At 52.2% G+C, this 22,200-nt stretch carries 20 protein-coding genes; 10 read left to right on the forward strand and 10 right to left on the reverse strand.

From position 1 onward, the window contains the following. Positions 1 to 30 precede the first annotated feature (30 nt). Positions 31 to 921, reverse strand: a complete 891-nt coding sequence (locus ABV298_RS22105; RefSeq protein ID WP_353718332.1) for a response regulator — start codon at positions 919 to 921, stop codon at positions 31 to 33. Positions 922 to 1,148: 227 nt separating this feature from the next. On the opposite strand from ABV298_RS22105, the gene ABV298_RS22110 reads away from it, so the two are divergent. After that, the gene (locus ABV298_RS22110; protein WP_353718333.1) at positions 1,149 to 2,459 is read left to right on the forward strand and encodes a HAMP domain-containing sensor histidine kinase; all 1,311 of its coding nucleotides are present in this window, start codon (positions 1,149 to 1,151) and stop codon (positions 2,457 to 2,459) included. 58 nt (positions 2,460 to 2,517) lie between these two features. Then, positions 2,518 to 2,889 (forward strand): hypothetical protein, encoded by a 372-nt coding sequence (locus ABV298_RS22115; protein ID WP_353718334.1) that lies wholly within the window; start codon positions 2,518 to 2,520, stop codon positions 2,887 to 2,889. A 45-nt stretch (positions 2,890 to 2,934) separates the two neighbouring features. On the opposite strand, the gene ABV298_RS22120 is transcribed toward ABV298_RS22115, so the two are convergent. From ABV298_RS22120 to ABV298_RS22130, 3 genes are all read right to left on the reverse strand, one after another. Then, the gene (locus tag ABV298_RS22120; RefSeq protein WP_353718335.1) at positions 2,935 to 3,555 is read right to left on the reverse strand and encodes a LuxR C-terminal-related transcriptional regulator; all 621 of its coding nucleotides are present in this window, start codon (positions 3,553 to 3,555) and stop codon (positions 2,935 to 2,937) included. A 108-nt stretch (positions 3,556 to 3,663) separates the two neighbouring features. Next, complete coding sequence (locus tag ABV298_RS22125) at positions 3,664 to 5,208, reverse strand: T9SS type A sorting domain-containing protein (protein ID WP_353718336.1); 1,545 nt, start codon at positions 5,206 to 5,208, stop codon at positions 3,664 to 3,666. A gap of 19 nt (positions 5,209 to 5,227) precedes the next feature. After that, positions 5,228 to 6,100, reverse strand: coding sequence for a hypothetical protein (locus ABV298_RS22130; RefSeq protein WP_353718337.1), 873 nt, complete (start codon positions 6,098 to 6,100; stop codon positions 5,228 to 5,230). A gap of 823 nt (positions 6,101 to 6,923) precedes the next feature. On the opposite strand from ABV298_RS22130, the gene ABV298_RS22135 reads away from it, so the two are divergent. Beyond that, complete coding sequence (locus tag ABV298_RS22135) at positions 6,924 to 7,319, forward strand: nuclear transport factor 2 family protein (protein WP_353718338.1); 396 nt, start codon at positions 6,924 to 6,926, stop codon at positions 7,317 to 7,319. 306 nt (positions 7,320 to 7,625) lie between these two features. Then, a complete protein-coding gene (locus ABV298_RS22140) occupies positions 7,626 to 8,408 on the forward strand; it encodes a helix-turn-helix domain-containing protein (RefSeq protein WP_353718339.1) in 783 nt (260 codons plus the stop codon). Positions 8,409 to 8,411: 3 nt separating this feature from the next. Here ABV298_RS22140 and ABV298_RS22145 read toward each other — a convergent pair whose 3' ends face one another. Beyond that, the gene (locus ABV298_RS22145; protein WP_353718340.1) at positions 8,412 to 8,966 is read right to left on the reverse strand and encodes a dihydrofolate reductase family protein; all 555 of its coding nucleotides are present in this window, start codon (positions 8,964 to 8,966) and stop codon (positions 8,412 to 8,414) included. A gap of 133 nt (positions 8,967 to 9,099) precedes the next feature. Beyond that, entirely contained in the window at positions 9,100 to 10,434 is a 1,335-nt protein-coding gene (locus ABV298_RS22150) for an MATE family efflux transporter (RefSeq protein ID WP_353718341.1), read from the reverse strand. 598 nt (positions 10,435 to 11,032) lie between these two features. Here ABV298_RS22150 and ABV298_RS22155 point away from each other — a divergent pair. Next, positions 11,033 to 11,851, forward strand: coding sequence for a helix-turn-helix transcriptional regulator (locus ABV298_RS22155; protein WP_353718342.1), 819 nt, complete (start codon positions 11,033 to 11,035; stop codon positions 11,849 to 11,851). 81 nt (positions 11,852 to 11,932) lie between these two features. After that, complete coding sequence (locus ABV298_RS22160; protein WP_353718343.1) at positions 11,933 to 13,465, forward strand: serine hydrolase domain-containing protein; 1,533 nt, start codon at positions 11,933 to 11,935, stop codon at positions 13,463 to 13,465. Positions 13,466 to 13,509: 44 nt separating this feature from the next. On the opposite strand, the gene ABV298_RS22165 is transcribed toward ABV298_RS22160, so the two are convergent. The 4 genes from ABV298_RS22165 to ABV298_RS22180 all read right to left on the reverse strand — a co-directional run bounded on the left by ABV298_RS22165 (position 13,510) and on the right by ABV298_RS22180 (position 16,036). Then, positions 13,510 to 13,965, reverse strand: a complete 456-nt coding sequence (locus ABV298_RS22165) for a DoxX family protein (RefSeq protein WP_353718344.1) — start codon at positions 13,963 to 13,965, stop codon at positions 13,510 to 13,512. An 11-nt stretch (positions 13,966 to 13,976) separates the two neighbouring features. Next, entirely contained in the window at positions 13,977 to 14,336 is a 360-nt protein-coding gene (locus tag ABV298_RS22170) for a SnoaL-like domain-containing protein (RefSeq protein WP_353718345.1), read from the reverse strand. Between the two features lie 224 nt (positions 14,337 to 14,560). After that, a complete protein-coding gene (locus ABV298_RS22175; protein WP_353718346.1) occupies positions 14,561 to 15,241 on the reverse strand; it encodes a Crp/Fnr family transcriptional regulator in 681 nt (226 codons plus the stop codon). Positions 15,242 to 15,307: 66 nt separating this feature from the next. After that, positions 15,308 to 16,036 (reverse strand): hypothetical protein, encoded by a 729-nt coding sequence (locus tag ABV298_RS22180; protein WP_353718347.1) that lies wholly within the window; start codon positions 16,034 to 16,036, stop codon positions 15,308 to 15,310. Positions 16,037 to 16,635: 599 nt separating this feature from the next. Here ABV298_RS22180 and ABV298_RS22185 point away from each other — a divergent pair. From ABV298_RS22185 to ABV298_RS22200, 4 genes are all read left to right on the forward strand, one after another. Further along, positions 16,636 to 16,977 carry an RNA polymerase sigma factor gene (locus ABV298_RS22185; RefSeq protein ID WP_353718348.1) on the forward strand — a complete coding sequence of 114 codons (342 nt, stop codon included), beginning with the start codon at positions 16,636 to 16,638 and terminating at the stop codon, positions 16,975 to 16,977. Further along, the gene (locus tag ABV298_RS22190) at positions 16,907 to 17,227 is read left to right on the forward strand and encodes a sigma-70 family RNA polymerase sigma factor (RefSeq protein WP_353718349.1); all 321 of its coding nucleotides are present in this window, start codon (positions 16,907 to 16,909) and stop codon (positions 17,225 to 17,227) included. Before ABV298_RS22185 ends, ABV298_RS22190 begins: the two co-directional genes overlap by 71 nt. A gap of 71 nt (positions 17,228 to 17,298) precedes the next feature. Then, positions 17,299 to 18,465, forward strand: a complete 1,167-nt coding sequence (locus ABV298_RS22195) for a FecR domain-containing protein (RefSeq protein ID WP_353718350.1) — start codon at positions 17,299 to 17,301, stop codon at positions 18,463 to 18,465. A 256-nt stretch (positions 18,466 to 18,721) separates the two neighbouring features. Next, the gene (locus ABV298_RS22200) at positions 18,722 to 22,192 is read left to right on the forward strand and encodes a TonB-dependent receptor (protein ID WP_353718351.1); all 3,471 of its coding nucleotides are present in this window, start codon (positions 18,722 to 18,724) and stop codon (positions 22,190 to 22,192) included. The last annotated feature ends 8 nt before the right edge of the window (positions 22,193 to 22,200 follow it).

Below are 22,200 nucleotides of genomic sequence, written 5' to 3' on the forward strand. Positions count from 1 at the left end.
CGTTGAAAATGGTCCCAGGCCCCTAGAAAATTATGCCAGCTTAGGCATAACGATCATAGCCAACCACGCCATGCATACGTTTTTTAAGCGAAAAGCCGACCTTGTCAGGTCGGTAGATTTGGGAATGTATGCGCTGGCGAGGCGCCGGTAACTGGCCCGGACGTCCTCCATATCCTCCGAAATGCTGAAAATAATGATCGGGACCAGTGCAAGTTTGCGCTGCGAATAAAACTGCCTGATGTTGCTGAGAAGCTGCAATCCCTGGGAGCGGTCGGGCAGGTACAGGTCCAGAACAATCAGTCCGACGGGCGGAGCGGCACCATGGTAAGCCGATTCGAGGTAAGCCATGGCTGTCGACGCGGAATCGGCATGAGCCGGTTTTAATTCCTGCGGCATTTTCGACCAGGCGGGCCGCATTAAGTTCCAATGGTCTTTATTGTCTTCTATTACCAGCACGCCTTTGGGTTTGGTTTGCGGCCATTTGTATGTGGCCTCGCCTGGCAGGCAGTTGTCGGCCTGCAGATAGGTGAGCGTTACCGCACAGGCGATGCGCTGGTAGTCGGACATCGAAACCGGTTTGACCAGGTAAGCGTTGGCACCGGCCGTGTAAGCGGCGGCGATTGTGCGGGCGTCGGAGCTGGTGGAAAAGATCGCAACGGGAATATGCGAGGTAGCCGGATTCGAACGGAGCTTAACCAGTGCTTCCATTCCGCTTACCCGCGGCATATTGATATCCAGCAGGATCACCGACGGCGCATCTGCCTCCAGATGAGCAGGTAGCCGACTGAGCAATTGCTCGCCGTCGCTGAACTCGAAGATCGTACACCCAAGGGAAATATTTTCCAGGGCGTCCCTGATAAGCATCCTGTCATCTTCGTCGTCATCGACCAGATAAACAACGTTTTTGTTTCGTTGCTGCATGTATAATTGTTTAACCACTAGCCAGCCTTGATGAAAAGCCGTTACACAAAGGTACCGCTAACCGGCGAAAGAATGGCTTACAAGAGTAAAAATGTGGTAACATTCAAATAACGACCGCCGCGCATATAGACCGGAACGTGGCATGGCTTTTGCACATATTCGTATATAACCCGCCCGGTAAGCAGGCGGTGTGCGAAATCCTCTGATGACAAACCAGTTCGATAAACATGCAAAAAATTGATTCTGAATCGCTGACACATATTACAGAATACCTTTTTAACCGGCGGGAGGCCATACTCAATAACTGGCGGATGGCCTGTGAAAATGATGACAAACTGAGCAAAGTCTCCTCGCTCACGCGTCAGGAATTCAATAACCTGATGCCGGTTATTCTGGACATCCTCGAACAGCGCCTGCTGGGATTGCCGCCGCAGGAGGACCTTTCGTATGTGGCCGGCGGGCATGGCCTGCACCGATGGCATAAGGCGTTGGCCCTGATCGAAACAATGCGGGAACTGAACCACCTTTCGGAGATTCTGTACCGGGAGCTGGAAACTTACGAGGAACTGTTCGCCGATACCGACAAATCGTTGCTCCTTTACGTTCACCGTGAGATCACTTCGGTTCTTCAGGAAACATTTACGGCCAGCGTGCAAAAGTACGACGAGTTGCAACGGTTGCATGCCGCCGGACGGCTGACGACCCTCGAAAGTGCGCTCGAAACAATGAACGAACTGGCCAGGGAGCGCGGGAATATACTCAGAAAGTCATCGCACGACCTGCGCGGAAGCGTGAGCATCGCTTCCTCGGCGGCTACCTTGCTGCAATTACAGGAGCTCACCGATGACGACCGGCAAATGTACCTGGAAATGCTCAACCGGAACCTTGCCAATGTGCAGTCGATGCTCACCGAGCTGATGGACTTGTCCAGATTGGAATCCGGGCAGGAAGCGTTGCAAATCGGGCCGGTGGATGTCAGCCAGCTCCTTCGGGAACTGGTAGAAGGGGCGCAGGGCATGGCCCGCGAACATCGGATCATCCTGAAAGTGGATGGCCCTGATTCGCTGACAGTGCAGACCGACAGCACCAAACTTCGCCGCATCGCACAGAATCTGCTGGTCAATGCATTGTCTTACAGTAGCCTGGATTCGGACAAGAAGGGCATCGTTTCTGTTTCCTGGTCCTTGCAGGGAAGCTACCATTGGGTGTTAAGTATCCAGGATTCGGGGCCGGGAATATCGGGTGCTGTCACGAAGGTTTTGTCGGAACAGCTCAGGCCGACGGTCGAGTCGACGGCCGTGCTGGGCCCGGACCTGGCCGAGCCGGATCAGGTATTGCCGGTCAATATTCCGGAAATCCCGTCCGGCGAAGAGCTGGAGGCGATGTCGGAGGCCGCACCGCGAGGCGAAGGTGTGGGCCTGCAGATCGTGAAGCACTTGTGCAATATGTTGCATGCAAACCTGGAAGTGGAAACCCAGCCAGGCCGCGGTACGTTGTTCCGTGTACGAATGCCGGTTAGTTTTCCTGCAAACAAATAGGAGAGGGTTGGTAGGGTAAGCTCGCTGCTGCGTTAATTATACAGTAACAAGGGTTGGTATGAAAGCGAAAAAGTCGTCGAAGATCACTTTGTCCGTTATCATGGCGGTTCAGGGCTGTTACTACCTGGTAACCGGCTTTTGGCCGATCATACACCTCAGAAGTTTCATGTGGGCCACCGGAGATAAAACCGATATCTGGCTGGTTAAAATGGTCGGCTTGCTTTCAGGTGCCATCGGGGCTACGCTGCTGCTTTCGAAAAAATCCGGCAAGCGTACGGGGACTGCCCTCGGCATTTTCTCTGCCCTGGCATTTGCGGTTATCGATATTTACTATGCAGCGTCGGAAGTTATTTCGCCGGTTTACCTGTACGACGCTGCTTTGCAATTAATTTTTGTCGCATTTTACCTGCTCAGGCAAAATGCACGGTGATTAGTCAACCCGATGGTGGCCACTGCAAGACTGCTCCGGCGGGGGTCAATGCCGGGCAACGGCCAACTTATTGAGGCTCACATTGAGTTCGACGACATTTTTGACGCCCAGTTTCCCGTAAATTTTCCGTTTGTAAAAACCGACGGAGTTGGGCTTGATGCCCGCAATCGATGCGATTTCAAACCTCGATTTGTTCTCAGCCAAAAGATCTGCGATCAGTCGTTCGCGGGCCGTCATCTCGTTCTCCTGGTATGACGGAATAAGGTGGGCAAGTAAAATCTGTTGCAGATCGTTGCTGACAAACCGCGTTTTAGGCTCGCATACTTTCAGGCCGGTACGAATTTCTTCGAGTTTTGCTTTGTTTGAAAAAACTCCGTTTACCCCTATACGCAGTAGCGGAAATACCTGTCGTGGATCACCGCCTAACCATGCGATGATAAAAGTTCCCGGATTCGACTCACGGAATTTCATGATTCCGCTAAAGTCCTTGCCGCCGTTGACAGTTATATCCAAAACCAGCAAATTGATATCGTTTGTCATCGCCAGGTCGGTTGCCTGCTTTACGGTGCCGGTTTCCAGGACCCAGGCGCCGGGACAATTTTCTTCGAGAATCACCCGCATGCCCAGGGCAAACAGAAGGTTCTCGGTCACGATTAGCGTAGTCATGAGCGAAATGCTGATTGGTTAAGTGTGTGAATACCAGTCTGGCCGTGAACGGTAAGACCGAGAGGTATGCCCGGGGCCGTGGGGGCGCCGGGCATAATCGGTATCAGGTTACTTTGTAATGCCTAGCTTGCAGGTTTTGACGGTGCCGTCGCGTAGGGTCAGGCTTACCACATACAAGCCGGGCTGCAGCCCACGGACATCGATTCCGTCACCCGACAATTGCTTTTGTGCCAGTACCTGTCTGCCCGAAGAATTGTACAAAACAACCTGTTTTAGCTGTGTATAGTTTTTGAAAAACAATTTTTCCGAAACAGGATTTGGATACGGTTCCAGACTCACCGCATCATCGAATGCCAGGCTACGTATTACACTATACGCGAAGGTTCCGTCTCTGTCTACCATTCTGAGCCGGTACAGGTTTTCTCCTTCCACGGGGCTCGCATGCGAAAACCGGTAACCTTTCAGCACACTGCTTTCGCCGGTGGCCGCAACAGTGCCGATTGCATGCCATTTTTTTCCGTTAATGCTGTGCTGCACCTCGAAATAGTCGCTGTTTGTTTCCTCGGTTGTTTCCCAGGTAAGGATGCTCGTCGTACCTTCTTTTTTGCCATTGAAACTAATAAGTTTTACAGGTAATGGAGGCGTGCGTCCGATTCCAATGGCCGTGATACCGGCGATCATAGTGCCTTCCAGGATGCTGTTCTCGGTATTCCCGCTGGCGTAGCTGTTGCCGGCATAAGGTGCAGTGCCGGTACTCAGATTCATCCACTGGCTTCCGTTCCAACCCACCAGCCGCAATTCCCCCGCCTGCGCAAAACCTGTCATGTCCGGGATGGACACTTTGATATTCAAGCCTTCACCGGTTCCTGTCGCCGGCGTTACCGGTTCCGTGGTAATGGTGTTCCCGGCAATCCAGTCCCACTGCCCAACCGGACTTACCGCCTGCAGTCCCGTCGCAAAAGAGGCAATCGGGTGTTGAGCGGGCGTCCCCGACGGGTCGGTGGTAGATGTGGGGTCTCCGGCAATCCAGGCGACACTGTAATGGTCGGTGGCTGCCGCGGGTGCGCTGATTTCGAGCGTGCGGATATCCGTGCCGCTTCCGACCGGAAAAACAAACGCATCGTCCCCGATCTTGCTCACGTAACCGTCTACGTGCTGACTGTCGGTGTTACCTCCGGTGTAACTGGCTCCATCCTCAAACCGCAGTGCGCCAAGCTGATGGGCAGTCCGGATCGTCGTTGTAATCCCATTCGAGAACGTGGCTAAACTTCTTACATTTGCACCGTCCGAATTAGTAATCTCGATCAATTGTCCTGCTCCGTTGATCAGTTCCAGGTTAAAGAAATAAGGACGTACGCTCCCACCTATTTCCTGGGCCCCGGTGGTTCCCAATGGCCCCATGAATTTGTCGATGTGTCCTCCGCTGGCATTATAAACGCCGTCGTTCATGAACGTCTGCGACGACGGCCCATGGTGCTCGAAAACACCGTTGTTAAGCCCATCAAAAACGCCCGTAGACGCGTTGAACCATTGATTCTCCCAATCGCTGATCAGCCCGCCATCGTTCGTGACGGTCCCTGCGTTGTATAACTGCGCGAGCGCTACATGGCGGCACAGCATCGTCAGCAGGCAGCATATAAAAATTCTTTTCATAGTTTCCTGTTGATGCTGGTTATAGGATTTTTGTCAACGCCAGTTGTGTTCCGGTAGAGATATTGTAATTCGTGCCTACGAGGACGTTACCTCCTTGTCCCCACCCTAATTGAAAAATAAAGGTTCTCGGCGTCGTGATGGTCGTTACATACTGGATGGTAACACCGAAGTTTGAAGCACCTCCGAAATTACCTATTGTATTTCCGTGAATTCTTTTCGATCCAGCGTTATTGATGGGAAAATCGTAAAAGAAACTGTGGTTTGGCTTCAAGCCGTCACCCGTGGTGCTCGCATCACCCCCTGCATAGTCTCCCTCGATGACCATCTGCACAAGATAAGTACCGGCAGGGACAGTAATGGCATTGCTCGACTCATCATAACTGGCGCCGGGTATTGTATTGGCCTTCAATACGTCCGAAGCGAGAAGGCTCGACGTACCGTTTGCTCCTTTTGCCATATTGTTCGAAGCTGTTTTTTCCACCACGAGCATCTGCGGCTTCGCTACGTCGTACTTAAAGGCCCACCAGTTACCGTTGCTGTACGAGAATTCCACCGCTTGCCCTGCGGGGACCTGGAAGTTGTTCAGGACGGCTTCGAAGCCACCGGTGGTATTGTTGAAAATCACCAGGCGCTGGCCTGCATTAGGTGCCGCCGGGGCGCTGACGGCGATGGTAGCCGTGGCGGAGCCCGTTAGTTGCACCTGACTGGTATTGGCCGGCACGCTTACGGCGTTGCCGGAGACAGTAAGGACGGTCTCGCGATTGGTAATAGCGCCATTTACGTCCAGCTTTGTGCCAGGCGTAGAAGTTCCGATGCCTACGTTTCCATTTTGTGCAAAGACAGAAGACCCGGCAAGGATCAGACTGGCCAATAGTAATAATTGTCGTTTCATGTGATGAAAGTTTAGTTGGTTAATAAAGAATATGTGTTTTCTGGAGGAACAATCGGGGCTTTCGCCTTCCGGTATTAACTGTGCCTAGTGTGTGTGAATGCCGATCATTTTGAACGTTTATTTTGCTTCATATACTGGTAGTTACTTGCAAAGATATCGTCCCGGCAGGGAGAGTTTATATAGCTAAGTAGCTCACATGCTGTCGAAACACTTCACAGGTTCTATCGTTGTTCTACGCCCGTTGCCGTCGGGTAATATCCATGTCCAAAATGGAGTGATCAATCCGTTTTTCATTTTTGCAAAACGTAACGCGCTTTATATTTTGACTTTGTATTTTTACAATAATTCCGCATAACCTTTCCAGACAATCATACCGACTGTGCACAAAGGAGCTGCTCCCATTCGGATAGCGTTCCGGGGACTGGTAAGCTGAGATTTATAGAATTTATGCGACGTATATTGGAATGTAATTCTATAACCTTTATTAATCAACTTTTGTATACTTGTGTTGGTTACATACAATATAATGCATTGAAAATGCAATTAGTTGTACTAATAGGCTATTCTTTTGTCGAAATAGTTTAACTTTACTACAATTTTTCGATATATTTTCGTACTAAAAGCATGTTTTCAGTTGCTAAAAAAGCCTTCTGTCGATTGTTTACGACATTTGTGTTATAGAATAAATACTATATTTATTCAGGATTTCGAAACCGGGTGGTGATTTGGAAATTCCGGGAGCCAACGGCATGAGCGTATTTAGAGCAGGATATTTAAATATTAATTTTTCATGATACATATGAACAACCCCGAGTACGCAATCATGACAACATACAGCTCCATTTTCAGATACGCCGACGAACACAACTGGGAGGGGTTGGCGAACGCGTTTACCGAAGATGTCGATTTCGATTATCACTCGCTTTCCGGGCAGGCCGCCCAAACCATAAAATCCGCGCAGATCACAGCCAACTGGGCCGCATTTCTCCCCAAATTCAAATTCACCATGCACTATCTTTGCAACCATTTTGTAGAGGTAAACGGGCTGCACGCTACGGCCTTTTGCTACGGACAAGCCATTCATCAGCAGCCCAACGATGAAATCTGGACCGTGTATGGCAAATATTATTTCCGGCTGACCGAAGCGGACGGGCGCTGGAAGGTAAGTGCGATCCGCTACGAGCATAAATATGCACAGGGTAACCTGAACCTTCCCTGATCGCACCGCTAGCTCCCCGCTGCATTTTTTTAATCGCACTGCGTATGCGGTTTGGCTAGCTAGCACTTTGCTATGCCTGTTCATGAAAACCATCGCATTTAAAGGATACCGTTTTTCGCAACACTGCGCTCGGCGCGGTTCAGCTGGGTATGCCGTACGGGATCTCCAATTTGAAAGGCATGCCCGACGACCGCGAGGCCCTGAATATGGCGGCCGGTGCGGAGATCACCACTTTTGATACAGCGCGGCAGTATTCACGGAAGTCGGGATTTAGCGTTATATTTCGTCGAACGTTCGCTCAATGCCATGCAGGTCCGGTATCTTGCTCCATCCCAATCTCTGACCCATCTCGTCAGCGGGATTTTCGTGATCCGCCATGAAAGTACATCGGACTTTACATTACCGCTTTTTGCCAATGGCTCGCCGGCCATCGTATTTCAGACCGCCAGCGCCAAAACGGGTGCGGGCAATGTCGGGAACCTGATGCTACACGGACAGACGATCCGGCCCGACGAGCTGTCGATCAGAGGCGGTTTTACCCTCATTGCATGGTTCCTGCATCCTCATGCACTGAAACCGCTGCTGGGAACCGGTGCAAGCGAACTGACCGACGGCCGAATAGATATCGGTTACCTGGGCAGTGCCAGGGAAGCCGGTCTGGAAGAGCGGCTGCTAAATGCCCCCGACCTCGGGGCACAGCTCCGTCTGATGGAGGAATTTCTGTCGCTTATGTCATTGCCGGACAAATATGAAGTACAACGGGCGACTTTTGCCGCCGCGCAACTTAAAAACAGTCGGGGCCAATATTCGCTGACAACCCTGCAGGACCAGCTGAATATGACCGAGCGTACGATGCAGCGGCTTTTTGAGCATAACGTAGGTATGTCGCCCAAGATGTTCCGCCGCGTGTGCCAGTTCGATGCGGCTTTCCAGCAGCTCAACCGGCTACAATTCGGGAAATTCTCCGATGTCGCGTTTGAACACGGCTATGCCGATCAGAGCCATTTTATCAGGGTCTTTCGCGAGTTTACAGGCCAGACACCGGGAGAGTACCTTGCCAGACGGCAGCAGTACAATCCGGTATCTTAAACATCAGGACCTGGCCGGCCGGTATACGAGGAGCGTCACTCCTTTTTCGAGCGGACGGATCTCGGTCAGATCGAGGCTGACGTTCAAATCCTGGCCGAAGAGTTTGGCCCCGTTTCCCGTAACGTGCGGCTGGACCATGAGCCTGATCTCGTCTATCAGCCCCACATTCAATAATGCATTTACGAGTTTGCCGCTTCCCTGAATGAGGATATTATCGCCCGACTGGTTCTTCAACGCAGTGATTTCTTCCGTCAGGTCGCCGCGCAGAATTTCGGTATTTTGCCAGCCGGCGTGTTCCGTCGTCTGCGAGTACAAATACTTTCTGACTTTATTGAGTTTTTCGGCCACCCCCATTTCGTTGTTTCGGAATGACGACCAGTAGGGGAATAACATTTCATACGTAACGCGGCCGTAAAGCATGGCGTCGCAGTCGGCGATGGTTTCCCGAATGACAGCCGCCCTGCTGTCGCTGTGATAGGGATTGAACCATTCGTTCATAGTGCTTGCGTCGAAAACGCCGTCAAGGGATATCCATTCTGTTACGATGAGCTTTCTCATAATTTCAATAATTGAATAAGTGATTGAATGAGACAAAGCTACCCTGTGCGCAATCGGGAGAATAGAATGGACCCGACAAAACCCCGGCAGGAGCCGCCCCGGGCTCCTTTGAAAAGCCTTTTGAAGTGGCCGATTACCGGTTCCACACGCCTTTTGCCTTTTGATTGATAACCCTGAAATATTGCAGGCACACGGCCGTTGCGCTGATGGCAAGGCAAATGCAGGTTGCCAGGACGATTCCCTTCAGGCCCAGTGTTTTGGAGAGAAGTATGGCCAGTGGAATATTAATGGCCGCGGAAAAAGTGCTGACTATCAACTGTACCCGTATCTTCCCGAGACCATTGACGAAATAGGCAAAGATATTGGAAAACGCTGCAATGGATACGAAGAGGGCCATCGACGCGGAAAGGTCCGCAGGAACCCTTACTTCCTGGCCCACCCAGAGCCGGTAGAGCTGATCGGAGAAATGCAGGCAGAGCAGCAGGCAGGCATTCATCAGCGCCCAAAAGTACAACAGGGTAGTCATCGCCTTTTTTATCCAGGCGTAGTCGCGTTTCACATAGGCTTCTCCGAAGGCAACCCAGTAGGGGGCGATGATCAGGTTCCAGGCGATATTAAACGTGCTGAAAAGCTTGTAGGCGACATTGTAGACTGTTACGTGCTTTGGGCTGAATAGTCTGGATATTAAAATATTGTCGGTGGAGTAGATAACCAGCGCGGCAATCTGGATGACGAAAAACTGCCCTCCAAGCGAAAACAGGTCGCGGATATAGCCTGGATGAAATTGACGGAGCGAGGGGCGGACGGTCCTCAGCTCGCCTGAGAAGAAATAGATGTTGAAACCGAGGGATAGCAGGGCAGGGGCCATCGTCACGAGGATTCCCAGCAATGGTAACCGCAGGGGCGCTTCAACCTCCATATGGCTCAGACCAAAAACAACGGCAAGGGAAAGCAAACTGGCCAGAAAACCATTCAATTGCACGATCGCCGCTTTCTGAAAAGCCAGCAGGACACTGTGAATGGAGTCCAGCACCAGTTTTAACCCGAATATGGTCAGGCAGATCCAGATTAACGTCTTAAGATGAACCTGCTGTTTGTCCACATTGAGTAGGCGATGCCAGTTGATGAAAGGTTGGGCGGCGGAGAATATTCCGATCCCGATTGTGACTACTAGCAGCAGTATCACATAGTGCGTACTGACGAGCCTAACGGCCCGTGGCGCGTCATCCAGCGCCAAAGCCTCTGAAAGCTTGTTTTTCAGGCCGTTGCCCAGGCCGAAATCGAAAAAAGTCGTCCAGCTTAAAACCGAATAGATAACCAGCCACGTGCCGTAAGCGGACTCGGATAAAAATGACAACGACAAGGGGACCATTAAAAGGGACGCGAGCAGCGCGCCACCCTTGTACAGCAGCGAAAATATAATGTTGCGATACTGGGTCAGGCTTCTTGTGTTCGTGACGAAACTCATCATGGGGAGGTTTTTTAGTTTGTTGGTACGGCGGCAGACCCGACTGTTGATACCGATGACTCAATACTGCTTTCTTAGGTTGTAGTGCTTTCTTAAAAAAACTGGCCAAGTAGCGTAATGGCGATCTTTACGTACCCTGAAAAGTGATTGGCTTGACAGATATTTCCGACAACCCGCCGGGATCGCTTCCCGGGCCCTGTTTTCGCGCTTTTTTGAATTGTAATTGTCAAAGATTGTCATTTGTGGACAAAGATAGTCGGATATTGTCTTTTTTGTGATTATGCCCCCCCGACCGTCAGTGACAATCCTGACTACTCTGATCACCTTATCTATCCCTGGCCACATCCCGCCACCGGTTTATACGGGCGTTTGCTGATCCATGCGCCGGCAAAAAGACGATAATGAAGTCGTTATAACTAAAAGGAACGATGAATGTTTTGTTTTGACTGTTATGGCTATACGTTATGCGTTTTTACCGGACACTCACTGTCCGGTTACGGACATCGGGCACGTCCGTTTTCGTCTGTTAATAGCTGCTGGCGAGCTCAAACCCTCTTTTTGTAAACTGGTACCGGTTTTTTAGGAGTGCAACGAACCAATGAAGCGGCGACGAAGCTGCCTGTTTAATATGATCGCACTGGAAGCAGGGGAGTGTTTAGGCGAACAGCTGGATGCATTTCGATGCAACGAGATCCGCTTGCAGCGAACGGTGTATTTGCCCGACCAGCCCACCGATGCCATGCATTTCCACGAGCATGTTCACATCAGTCTGGTACTGAGCGGTGGAAACCTGGAACGAAAGAAATCCGTCCAATACGAGAGAGGACCGGGTTGCGTAACGTTTTACCACGCCGGTGAAGCTCATCAGACGATTCATAAGCGGTTTCCCGCTCAGCATCTTAACCTCGAGGTAGGAAACTCGTGGTTAAAGCGATATCAGCTGGACGAAGAGCACTTGTACAAAGGAATCCATGCCCACCCGGATGCCGCGTTGACGCTCATAAAACTGTACAACGAATGCAGAATAAATGACGGTTTTTCGGCGGCGTCCATGGATATGCTCGTTCAAAGTATGGTAGCTCTCAGGACAACCACGAGCGTCGGGCCTCCCTGGGTGAGGATTATTCACGAACTGTTGCAGGACCGATGGAGCGAGCCGGTTACTTTGCAAGACCTGGCCGGTGCGGCAGGGGTGCATCCTGTGACTGTTTCCAAATACTTTCCCCGGTATTTCAATTGTACACTGGGAGAATACGTTCGTAAACTGCGCGTGTCCAGGGCTCTTTCTTTGATAAAAGAGTCGACGCGGCCGTTGGCTGAAATAGCATACCAATGCGGATTCGCCGACCAAAGTCATATGAACCGGTGCGTTCGGGAGCTGACCGGATTCCTTCCCGGGCGGTTCCGGCAGTTATAAATCGGAAAAGCGCTAATTTCATTCTATTTTTTGCCGACCGGCACCGCTATCTTGCGTGCGGAAAAAATAGTAAACTTTGAAATGCGTAACGCACATTTTTCAATTACATTCATTAAGCCGCTGACGGCCCCGGGGCACCTGTTCCGATTCATTGGCCTGAAATTGATCCTGATTTGCCATCTGGCGGGTTTTTCTGATTTCTCCTGTCAGGCACAAACGGCAGCCGAGCGCATGAAACAGGTCGAAAACGGGTTAATGCCATGGATTCAATTCCAGGACAGTACCCCTAAAAGGTTTTCGATCCGCGAACGGATGGAAGCCTATCAGGTGCCGGCTGTTTCCATTGCGGTAATTAACAATGGGCAGGTGGAATGGGCACAGGCCTACGGACTGGCGGATGTGGCTGAAAACCGCAAAGCGACTACCAATACGATCTTCCAGGCGGCTTCCATCAGCAAATCGGTTAATGCGCTGGCTGTCATGAAACTGGTGGAGGAGGGGAAACTCTCGCTGGATACCGATATCCGGCATTACCTGAAAAGCTGGTCTTTCCCCGACAATGAATTTTCCCGGAACCAGCCTGTAACACTGGCCCATTTACTAAGCCATACGGCGGGTTTGAATGTCCACGGGTTCGATGGCTACGCTTACGGAGACTCTTTGCCTACTTTGAACCAGATATTGAACGGACAGCGCCCGGCGAACAGTCCGGCCGTGAAACCGGTCAACAAACCCGGTATCAAATATCAGTACTCCGGCGGCGGGACGGTAATTACACGAAAGATCCTGGAAGATAATATATCGGGCGATTATGCCGCTCTACTCGCCGAAAAAGTCCTTAAACCGCTGCAAATGAACCACAGCTCCTTTGCGCAACCGCTTTCGGGGCAGCAGGCATCGATGGCCGCAACCGGTTACCATGAGGGAGGCCAGGCCTACAAGGGCAAATACCACATCTACCCCGAACTGGCTCCGGATGGCTTGTGGACTACCCCCACGGACCTGGCCCGTTTTATCATAGCGGTCCAGCAATCGCTGAAAGGCGGGCCGGGCAACTTCCTGAAACCGGAAACGACGCGAAAAATGCTGACGCCGTATCTGGATTCCTCGAAAGTGGCGCTGGGGTTCTTTCTGTCGAACGGGGAAACGGAACCCTTCTTCGCCCACAATGGCAGTAATGCCGGTTTTAACTGCGATTATTTTGGTAGCCTTCATACCGGCAAAGGTGCGGTTGTCATGGTAAATTCCGATAGTTATGAAATTATCTACGAGATTATCAATGGCATTGCCAGCGTCTATAACTGGAAGGGTTTCTATAAACCCGTCGTTAAGAAGCTGGCCTCGATTCCGGAGGACGTATTGGAGCGGTATGCAGGCGAATATCGCTTTGATGAAAACTCGGGTGTCCTGATCAGGCGGGTCGGTCATCATCTGGAAATTAAAGGGAAAGCCGATCCGCACTGGGAAACGCTGTACCCGGTCAGCGGACATGAATTTCATCTCTTTTCCAACCGGCTCAGCTATCAGTTTGTGAGCGAAACCGGTAGCGATAAGCCGGAAACCCTGGTCCTGACGAACGGGCGACGTTCTAAAAAAGCGCGGAAGGTAGAGTAGACCGGGAACCCGCCCGCCCGGCAGCAACATCGGTTACGTGGTTTTCATGCGGCCGGCGATGCCTGGCGCTCCCGCAGGCGGTCCACCGCATAGGCGCCGCCACCTGTGAAAACCAGCGTGATCGCCATGCCGATTGCGAGAAGAAAGAACTCCATTCCTTCGACATGCTGGTTGCCGAACCAGTCCATGAAAAAATGATCATGAAAGGTGGTCACGATAATTCCGGTCATCACCACAGCTATCGCGGCGGCGGAAAGCCGGACTGCCACTCCCAATATCAACGCCAGCGGCCCAAAAAATTCGATGACGATAACCAGAAAGCCGATAATCCAGGGCAATCCTCTCTGGCCGGTAAAGTACTGCATACTGCCCTCGAAGCCAAAACCATTGAACCACCCCAACATTTTCTGCGCCCCGTGCGGGAACAGGACCAATGCCAGAAAGAGGCGGAGAAACAGCGCTCCCCAATTCAAATCCGGTTTTAATGTATTTGCAAACATGGCAGCGATATTTAATTGTTATAAAAAAACTGTTCATGAATGATCTGCCCGTCCTGCCAATGCTGGACGGAAACCTGCGTGTAATTGCGGACGCCCCATTCGCGATGCGTGTAATCGAAATGCCAGGTGACGTATGAAATATTGTCGCCTACGGCAAGTCCCTTTACGGCCGCGCTCCTGAATTCGAGAACGTTGTCGAAAAACTCTTCTTCCCGCTTGCGGTTGGCGGCCTTCGATACCGTGGCAGGCAGGTGGTTTTCCTGCATCGAAACCTGGTCATGGTAATACTTTTCGAATGCCTCCATGGCTTTGCCGTTCAGTACCATATCGTTGAGCTCGCGAATGGCCGATTCGATCTGATCTCTGTTCATATTCATAATTTATTAATGTGATTGTTTGGTTTATCGCGCTTTTTTCATGGCTGATTGTTTATGCAAATTTTGCCCGACATCCCGTGCAGGAGCAATCGCATGGGATAATAAAATCCGTTAACATGGATTAATTTTTCGGCTATTGAAGGCAAGTACGGCGCAAGTGTCCTGCCGGACGATCCGCCGGAAGGAGTAAGCCGTGTCCGGATTGTTTCTGTGAATGATCAGGCGCGGTCGGGGCCGTGCGACCGGATCCGGCTCAGTGTCTGCGGGGTGATTCCCAGATAAGAAGCAATCTGATGGTTGGCGACGCGCTGCTCTATCTGCGGGTACCTTTCGATGAACTCTTCATACCGCTCCTGCGCACTTTTTGCCAGGGTTGCCGATAGCCGTCTTGTGGATGTGATAAATGCATTCTGGATCATAATGCGGAAATGCCGTTCCATTTTGGGCACCTTCTCGTATAAAGTTTCCAGGTCCGCCCTCGTAATGTGCATGACCTCCGTGTCTTCCAGGCAATCCACATTATACGTCGTGGGAGCCTCTGTCAGAAAGCTGTACAAATCGCCCACCCACCAGTCTTCCAGTCCAAATTGCAATACATGTTCCTGCCCTTTCTCATCCACCTGATAGGTACGCGTAACACCTTTGACTATGAAAGTTTCGTACCGGGCCACATCTCCTTCTTGCAGGATGTATTGCCTTTTGCGGTATTTCCTGAAAGTAAAAAGGGACTGTATAATCCCGACTTCCTGGGGAGTCAGAGGTACAAACTTGCTCAGGTTCTTGATCAGCGGGTCCCACATGCGGACAAAGATAAGTTCGCCCTGTAAATTAGTCAATGCCTCTTTGCGGAGACCGTTCAAACCCCGGCGGATCGTCCCCGAGCGATACTGTGTCGGCAAGCCGCAGAGTCAAAATGCCGCATTCGGGGCAAGCGCGGAGGTATTTCGGAGGCAAGGCGGGCGATATCAGGGGTTGTAATGGTATTCATACACCGAACCGTTGTCCTCGTGGCAGGTCAGCGGCCAACCGGCATCGTTGTAGGTGAATTTCCTTTCCCATAGCACCTGTCCTCCCGAATCAAGTGAGCGGACGACATTATTGGGACATGTGAACGGGTCCGGCAATCCGTAAGTGTTGAGGCCGCGCATAGGATTGGGATTATTATCGTATTCGAAACGTTTGATGCCAAAAACGCCGGAATCGGCATCGCTTTGTTCGATAACATTGCCTTTGCCGTCGAATTTCACATAAGAAATCCTGGACGAGTTTTGGTCGTTGTAGGCTATGCTTATAGTCGCATTCTGGCCGCTATATTCATAAACGGCTGTCATATACTTGCCTGTCACTTTACTAAATCGCCCCTGCTTATCTAGTTGAAATGTATGATTCTGATACTCGAGAGCTATATCCGGGTCGCACGGCGTACCGCTCCACGAAGACCAGAGGGGGCGGGTGCCCGATCTCGTTGCCGTTATTTGCCCGTCATTATAGCCATATTCAACGATGGAATAGGGTGTTCCGCAACTACTATAAGCCAGCACCCGCGAAACGCGGCCGTTGCGGTACTCGAGACGCTTCTGAAGTTTGCCTTTTGCCGTAACTTCATATAAGGCACCACCCGGAATTTCGGGATCGGCTTCTTTTTTGCAGGAATATAACAACCCCAGGAGAAAAATCAGGATATACCGTTTCATTATTGAAATGATCAGAGCTTTGACTTTCAGAAAAGATTCTCCGGGGCGCGCTTTCCGTGTTAAGTGGGTTTAACACAGAAGCTTAATAATTATTCCAGAATGCAGGAAACAGCGGAATCTACTTGCCTGGATCGGTAAAAAGTTGTCAGGAGCAGTTACTTATCGGCCGTTTGTGTTTTCCGCAGATTTTAAAGAACTGACTGTTATCGCCGGTCGGCCTGGCGTCGCTATCCACGATATGAACGTGAATTGCTTTGGGGGATTCGGGCATCCGGATGATCTCGTAACCGTCGAAATCGAATAAGTTACCATAGATTACTGTTGAAAGGTAGCCATAAAATAGTGTACCGGCCAGCAAAGGTATCGCGGCCGGGGCAATAGGTGGCTAATGGTAATCAAACCTATTGTTAAGGATTTCAAACCAAATTGGCCCGAAACGGAAAGCTAGGTTACCGGCGCATCTATCTCCGGGGCCGGAGAACATACCTCGTGGACATTTCTCATCGACCGGATAGACCTGTCGAAAGTTCCCGGCCACGGGTGGTAGATTCGGTGATAGCCAGGCTTTAAGAGATACACCAATTATTTCCGAGCACATTTTGCCGTATTTCCGCATGTACCGGCCCGCATTGAATAATGAAAAGGAGCTCCTGCGGCGCGTGGCCGGGGGGGATGAACGGGCTTTTACCGCGTTGTTCGACCATTACCACCAGCGTCTGGGGATGCATATTTACCGCATTACCCGTTCCGAACCCGTCGCGGAGGAGCTGGTGCATGACGTTTTCCTGAAAATATGGCGCAACCGGGAACTGCTTTCGGAGATCGAAAACTTTTCGGTTTACCTTTTCGTGGTGTCCAAAAAACGCGGCATTGAACGCTTTGAAAAAGATCGCCGCCGAACGGGCCAGGTTCACCGGCCTCGACGGGGCTGCCGAAGATGAACCCGAACAGCCGGATGATTACCGCTACGCATTGATCGACGAGGCGATCGACCAGCTTCCTCCCCGGCAGCGGCAGGTATATGTGCTCAGCAGGCATCAGCGGTTGTCCTATAATGAAATAGCCATGCAAATGGGCCTCTCCCGGGAGACGGTCAAGAAATACCTCCAGATCGCTACGGCGTCCATCGTTTCCTACATCGGGAAAAGCGCGAAAATGAGCCCGTTTCTGGTTTTGAAAATTTTCTTCTAAAATTTTTCGGATGCAATAGCCCCTTTTTGGAAAGCCTTGCTGTCCTGTTGTTGAATAAGCACGACAGGGGTATGGACCACGAAGAACAAAAACGGATACAGCATCTTTTCGACCGCTACTACGCAGGCCGGGCAACACCGGCGGAGGAGGAAGAACTGATGCTTTACGTCCGGTCGGGGCGGTATGATGAGGCCGTCGAGCGGGCAATGAAACGGAATTGGCTCGAACCCGCGGATCAGGCGCCATTGTTCGATGCCTTGCAAAGCGAAAGTATGCTCGGTGCGATCCTCGCCTCGGGCCGGGCGCGCGGGTATCGGACCATGGGTATTTGGACAAGATATGCGGCCGCGGCGGCGGTGCTGGTGCTTGTGGCCGGGCTGTGGCTGCTCAGGAAGGCCTCCGAAAAACCCGCAGCCGTGGCGAATAGGGAAATACAGGACGTCGCACCCGGAAGAAACAGGGCCCTGCTGACGCTGGCCGACGGACAAGGCATCGAGCTCGACCGGGTCGGCAGCGGTTTGGTGGCCCGCCAGGGTAATACCGAGATTACGAAGCAGCAGGACGGTCTGGTGGTTTACAATAATCGCCCGTCGGAAACGGCGACAGCCGGCCTCAATAAGATATCCACTCCCCGGGGCGGGCAGTACAAGGTGCAGCTTCCTGACGGCAGCAAAGTGTGGCTGAATGCCTCTTCGTCGATCCGGTTCCCGTCTGTTTTTCCGGCCTCGGAGCGTCGGGTGGAAATTACGGGCGAAGCGTATTTCGAAGTGACGAAAGACCCCGCCAGGCCGTTCACGGTGCGTTTCAACGGTTCCGAGGTGCAAGTGCTGGGGACGAGTTTCAATGTAATGGCTTATCCCGACGAGCGTATTTCGAAAACGACCCTGGTGGAAGGTTCCGTGTCGATCCGCAACAAGGGCGCACATGCCACGCTCCGGCCAGGCCAGCAGGCGGCGCTGTTGCCCGGTGGTCGCATCGAAACGGCTTTTACGACCGTGGAGGAGGCCGTAGCCTGGAAGGAAGGCATGTTTTATTTCAAAAATGCCGGCGTGAAAGAGGTTATGCGGCAACTTGCGAGGTGGTACGACGTAGAGGTCAGTTACCGGGGCGAAGTGCCGGTGAGGCAGTTTACCGGCAGGGTGTCGCGCAATGTGAACCTCTCCGAGGTCGTGGGAATGCTCCGGTATGCCGGGGTGAATTGCAGCGTCGCGAACAATACCATCGAGGTCGGACAATAGGTTGCGTATACATATAAACGTTTAAATTTAAACCCTTCTTGCTATGATAATCGCGCTCCATGTTCCTCCCTGAAACCGTGGTGCCTAAAACAAAAGGGAAAATGCGCTAACATTTTCCCCGCAGTTCAGGCGTAACCGAGCTTCTCTGAAAAGTCTTTTGTCATTCCTAAACTTTAACAAAGTTATGAAAATTAACCTTTTGCCCCGCCTTCCGGCGGGCTGCAGGGCGCATATTGTTGCCCAAACCTTAATGACTATGACCAGGATCGCGCTTTTGCTTATCGTAACCCTCTCCCACGTGGTGGCGGACGGGTTCAGTCAAAAGATTTCCTTTCATGCCAGGAACCTGCCCCTGAAGACAGCGATGCGGGATATTGAAAAACAGACAGGCTACTCGTTTCTGTACGACGAGCTGGATCTGCCATCGTCGAAGCGGGTGTCGGTTAAGCTGAAAAACGCTTCGATCGATGAGCTGTTGCTGGCGGTTTTCGGAGATATGCCGTTGTCTTACAAAATTTTTCAACGGAATATTGTCTTGAAAAAGGCCGTGAAAGCTCCCACGCAGGAAACCACGATCCCAGCGCGGGTCCCGCCGATGCAGCCCGCGATTCGGCTCAATCAGCGGGCCATCGATCCATTGCCCGTAAGCACCGACCGCATCGTCCGGGGCCGTGTGACCGACGAAAACGGCAGCCCGTTCCCCGGCGTGAGCATCGTAGTCAAAAACTCGCAAACCGGTACGGCAACCGACGCCAACGGCGAGTTTCGCCTGAGCATACCGGAGTCGCTCGCGGGACAGGGCGAACTGGTAATCGTGGCGAGTTTTGTAGGGTATAAAAACCGCGAGATTCCCGTTGGCAACAACATGGAGCTGAACTTCGGGATGACCGTCGACACAAAAGCGCTGAACGACGTGGTGGTGATCGGGTACGGTACACAGAAACAGAGCAGCATTACCGGCTCGGTAGCTTCGTTACCCATGAAAAATGTGGCCAGCCAGCCATTAACGAGCCTCGACCAGGCCCTGGGCGGACAAATCGCCGGGGTGAATGTGGCGCAGACGAAGGGTGCGCCCGGCGGGGGCGTGTCCGTACGTGTACGCGGGACGGGGTCGATTGGGGCGGGGAACGAACCGCTGTACGTGATTGACGGATTCCCGGTATCCGGCGATTTCAACAGCAATTTCAACCCGCTTTCGTCCATCAATCCCAATGATATCGAATCCATCGAAATACTCAAAGACGCATCGGCTGCGGCTATCTACGGCTCGCGCGGAAGCAATGGCGTGGTGCTGGTGACGACCAAGCACGGCAAATCGGGGAAGTCGGTCGTGCAGCTGGATACTTATTATGGTTTTCAGCAGGTAGCCAACAAGATCGATATGCTCGACGCACGCGAATACGCCGAATACAATACCGAGGCGCGCAACAATGCGTGGGTCGACCGGGGCGGTAATGCCAGCGATCCCAACAGTGTGCGGCCCGCGGCGCTGCAAATCCCGGAAATGTTTATGAACCCTGCGACATTAGGTAAAGGCACCGACTGGCAGGACGAGGTTTTCCGCACGGCCGCTATTCAAAATCACCAGCTGTCGGTTTCGGGAGGGAATGATAAAACGACATTTTTTCTGTCAGGGGCCTATTTCAAACAGGACGGCATCGTCATGAAAACCGGTTTCGAGCGGTATTCGGCGCGGGTGAACCTCGACCACCATATTTCCAGAAATGTAAGCGTGGGAATAAACCTGTCGCCTTCGTTTGCGACGAGCCGTATTCTGCCCGTAGAGGACCAGGTGTTTACAGGAGGGATTCTCGGCTCCGCATTGTCATTACCACCGACCGTGCCCGTTTACAATCCCGACGGCTCGTTTACGACACTGCTCGGCCCTTCGCCTTACAACATCGGGGTGATCGACAATCCGGTGGCCATTGCGAGCAAAATCAAGGACAAACGCACGGTATTCAGGACATTGGGTAATGTGTATGCCGAAATAAAGCTGCTTGACGGTCTTAAATTCCGGACCTCTTTCGGCCTCGACTACTCCGACGCCCGGGAAAATGCGTACTATCCGTCCGACCTGGGCTGGAACGGCGTTCCGGCGCCCGTACAGGCGAGAGCGATAGCGTCGACGGGACGTGATCTGAACTGGCTCAACGAAAACATTCTCAGCTATAAAAAAGTCCTCGGTACCAGGCACGAACTCGACCTCCTGGCCGGTTTCACAGCACAAAAGGCGCATGGCGAGTCGGCGGCACTGAATGCAACCAACTTCCCGACCGACCTGGTGCCCACGCTGAATGCGGGCCAGGTGACGGGCGGTGGTACCGGCATGTCGGAGTGGTCGTTGCTGTCGTTGCTGGCGCGTGTGAATTACACCTATTCCGGCAAGTACCTTTTCTCGGCAACCATGCGGCGCGACGGGTCGTCCCGATTCGGCGCGCGGAACAAATGGGGGACGTTCCCGTCGGTTTCAGCGGGCTGGTACATTTCGGAAGAAGGTTTCATGAAATCGCAGAACGCGGTAACCGACCTGAAACTGCGGGCCAGTTACGGATTGGCCGGTAACAACACGATCGGCAATTATAACCACATTGGTTTGCTTTCCAACCGCCGTTACAGTTTCGGGGCCGGAACCGGCTCGCTGGTTTACGGACTTTACCCGAGTTCGATCAGCAACGAGCAGCTTGGCTGGGAAATGATGCATCAATTCGATATCGGTGTCGATTTCGCATTGCTGCGCAACCGGCTCAGTTTTACCATTGATTTTTATAACAAAAACACCACCGACCTACTGCTTAATGTACCCGTGCCGGCTTCCACCGGCTATGAAACAGCCCTTCAGAACATTGGCAAGCTCAATAACCGCGGCTGGGAGTTTAGTATTAATTCCAAAAACCTGACCGGCGCATTCAAGTGGTCGACCGCATTCAATATTTCCTTTAATAAAAACAAAGTGGTGAAACTGGGGCCATCCGGCAACCCCATCATTTCTAAAAGCCCTTCTTTCAGCCCGAACACCCATATCACCAGGATCGGCTCGCCGATCGGCAGTTTCTGGGGATACGACGCGATCGGCGTTTACCAGTCGCAGGAGGATGTCGACAACAGCCCGAGGGTGACCGGCAATGCGGGATCGCGTCCCGGCGACCTGAAATTCCGGGACATCGACGGCGACGGCACCATTACCCCGAGCGACGTGACCATCATCGGCGACAACAGCCCCGACTTCTTTTACGGCATTACCAATAATTTCTCCTACGGCCCGTTCAGCCTGAGCATATTGGGGGACGGCGTGCAGGGCATCCAGCTTTTGAACGGTTCCCGCCGGAATATCGGGCTGGTGAACGGCAGTTACAGCCGGAAAGACGTACTGGGCCGCTGGCAGTCTCCCCAGCAGCCGGGCGACGGCCGCACACCGCGGGCGAATGTGGCGCCGACGGGCGGTAATGTGAGCTACGTATCGAGCTTGCTGGTCGAAAATGCTTCGTTTTTCAGGATCAGGAATATCAATTTGAGATACAACCTTCCTGAAAACGTTTCGAAGTCGGTATATCTGCAAAATGCGGCGGTGACGCTTTCGGTACAAAACGCCTTCACATTTACACCATACCGCGGCTATAACCCCGAGCAAAGCCTGAACGGCAGCAGCGCGCTCACGCCCGGCGTCGATTTCAACGGTTACCCGCTGGCCCGCACGTTTACCCTTGGACTGAACCTGACATTCTAACCCAACCC

The sequence above is a fragment of the Dyadobacter sp. 676 genome (assembly GCF_040448675.1).
Classification (GTDB): Bacteria; Bacteroidota; Bacteroidia; order Cytophagales; family Spirosomataceae; genus Dyadobacter.

Excerpts from the sequence above, each read along its gene's own strand:
- ABV298_RS22105 (WP_353718332.1), bottom strand. The coding sequence starts at position 921 with ATGCAGCAACGAAACAAAAACGTTGTTTATCTGGTCGATGACGACGAA.
- ABV298_RS22110 (WP_353718333.1), top strand. The coding sequence starts at position 1,149 with ATGCAAAAAATTGATTCTGAATCGCTGACACATATTACAGAATACCTT.
- ABV298_RS22115 (WP_353718334.1), top strand. The coding sequence starts at position 2,518 with ATGAAAGCGAAAAAGTCGTCGAAGATCACTTTGTCCGTTATCATGGCG.
- ABV298_RS22120 (WP_353718335.1), bottom strand. The coding sequence starts at position 3,555 with ATGACTACGCTAATCGTGACCGAGAACCTTCTGTTTGCCCTGGGCATG.
- ABV298_RS22125 (WP_353718336.1), bottom strand. The coding sequence starts at position 5,208 with ATGAAAAGAATTTTTATATGCTGCCTGCTGACGATGCTGTGCCGCCAT.
- ABV298_RS22130 (WP_353718337.1), bottom strand. The coding sequence starts at position 6,100 with ATGAAACGACAATTATTACTATTGGCCAGTCTGATCCTTGCCGGGTCT.
- ABV298_RS22135 (WP_353718338.1), top strand. The coding sequence starts at position 6,924 with ATGACAACATACAGCTCCATTTTCAGATACGCCGACGAACACAACTGG.
- ABV298_RS22140 (WP_353718339.1), top strand. The coding sequence starts at position 7,626 with ATGCAGGTCCGGTATCTTGCTCCATCCCAATCTCTGACCCATCTCGTC.
- ABV298_RS22145 (WP_353718340.1), bottom strand. The coding sequence starts at position 8,966 with ATGAGAAAGCTCATCGTAACAGAATGGATATCCCTTGACGGCGTTTTC.
- ABV298_RS22150 (WP_353718341.1), bottom strand. The coding sequence starts at position 10,434 with ATGAGTTTCGTCACGAACACAAGAAGCCTGACCCAGTATCGCAACATT.
- ABV298_RS22155 (WP_353718342.1), top strand. The coding sequence starts at position 11,033 with ATGAAGCGGCGACGAAGCTGCCTGTTTAATATGATCGCACTGGAAGCA.
- ABV298_RS22160 (WP_353718343.1), top strand. The coding sequence starts at position 11,933 with ATGCGTAACGCACATTTTTCAATTACATTCATTAAGCCGCTGACGGCC.
- ABV298_RS22165 (WP_353718344.1), bottom strand. The coding sequence starts at position 13,965 with ATGTTTGCAAATACATTAAAACCGGATTTGAATTGGGGAGCGCTGTTT.
- ABV298_RS22170 (WP_353718345.1), bottom strand. The coding sequence starts at position 14,336 with ATGAACAGAGATCAGATCGAATCGGCCATTCGCGAGCTCAACGATATG.
- ABV298_RS22180 (WP_353718347.1), bottom strand. The coding sequence starts at position 16,036 with ATGAAACGGTATATCCTGATTTTTCTCCTGGGGTTGTTATATTCCTGC.
- ABV298_RS22195 (WP_353718350.1), top strand. The coding sequence starts at position 17,299 with ATGGACCACGAAGAACAAAAACGGATACAGCATCTTTTCGACCGCTAC.
- ABV298_RS22200 (WP_353718351.1), top strand. The coding sequence starts at position 18,722 with ATGACCAGGATCGCGCTTTTGCTTATCGTAACCCTCTCCCACGTGGTG.